At 64.9% G+C, this 1,386-nt stretch carries 1 protein-coding gene; it reads left to right on the top strand.

The genetic code is table 11. The annotated features are described in order from the left end of the window. Positions 1 to 152 precede the first annotated feature (152 nt). Positions 153 to 1,386, top strand: a 1,234-nt coding sequence (locus AB0N17_RS46695) for a DUF1996 domain-containing protein (RefSeq protein WP_366017729.1), incomplete at its 3' end; no start/stop codon positions are given.

Here is a 1,386-nt window from a genome sequence, read left to right as displayed (position 1 = left end):
GTCGAATCAGACCGATTCGACCCGTCAGGAACAGCGCAACCAAACAGAAGAGTGAAGACTGAACATTCGTATGGCTGCGTCCGTATGGAAGGGGAGCCGCTAGCGCTGAGGGGTGCGTCGATGCCGGCCCCGTAAGAAAGTCAGGACAGTTCATGGGACGTAACACGCGGAGACGTCGTACACCATTGACCAGCAAGGCCATAGCCGCATCGGCGGCCCTAGCGCTCGGTGGGGGCGGGCTGATCTGGGCGAACTTCTACGCCTCGGCGCACGAGCCGAACCACCAGTCCTGGGGAGTCGGCCAGGCCAAGGCTGCTTCGAGCCGGGTCGTGACGATCGCCTGCCCTGACGTCGGCCAGATGCTCACCAGGGTTCCCCATCAGGCGCGGACCAAGGTCGCCGGCGAACTCACCAACCTTGACCAGCAGGTCACCGACGCGTACCAGCGTCTGGCGACCACGCGTGCCGCGCAGGCCGCCGACGCGAGCTACGTTCAGAACGCGATCCTGCAACCGCTCAGGAACCAGCGCACGGCAATCCTCCATAGGGTGAAGCTGGAGATCACCCGCATGGGTGGCACCTCGCCCAGCAGTCTGTACAGCCTTGCCCCCTGCACCGGTATGACCGCCAACCAGGGGGACGCCGGTGGCCAGCAGACGGGCGGCACTGGGCAGAACATCGGCGGTCAGCAGCAAGACAACGGTAGCCAGCAGCAGGGCGTGACCGGCCAGCAGCAAAACAACGGTGGCCAGCAGAACAGCACCGGCAATACCGCCAGCCCCAGCGCGAGCGCGGGGCAGCAGCAGAACGTCGGCGGGCAGGGCGGCAACGGCCCGGTTACGGCCGACTTCGTCGACATCACCAAGGTCGCGCCGACCGTACAGGGCAAGCCGGCCATGACGGGTGACGCCTCGACGGGCTCGTTCACCACGCGCTGCGGTGTCAATGACAACAAAAACCGGAACAGTGACAACGTGATCGTGGCGCCGGGCGTGACCAATGGCGCGCACCATACTCACGACTACGTCGGCAACCAGAAGGTCAACGCGTTCTCCAGCAACCAGACGTTCCTGCAGGGCGGCACCACCTGCCAGAACAGGAAAGACCTGTCGGCGTACTACTGGCCGGTGGTCCGCGTCCAGGACGGCTCGCAGGAAGTCGATCAGAACGCCCTCGGCGGTGGCAAGGAAGGCAACGTCGGCAAGATCGTGACCCCGGTGCAGGCCCAGATCAGATACATGGGCAGCCCGGCGAGCAAGGTCGTGGCGATGCCGCAGTTCCTGCGGATCATCACCGGTGATGCCAAGGCTTTCACCAACGGTCTGGCCAACGCCAACGCGCACTGGAGCTGCACCGGCTTCGAGAACAAGGTCCAGCTGACGCAGC

The sequence above is a fragment of the Streptomyces sp. NPDC051133 genome (genome assembly GCF_040682635.1).
In the GTDB taxonomy this organism is placed as follows: domain Bacteria; phylum Actinomycetota; class Actinomycetes; order Streptomycetales; family Streptomycetaceae; genus Streptomyces.
Note: the sequence above shows the minus strand (reverse complement) of the source record. Positions and strands in the feature narration are given on the sequence as shown.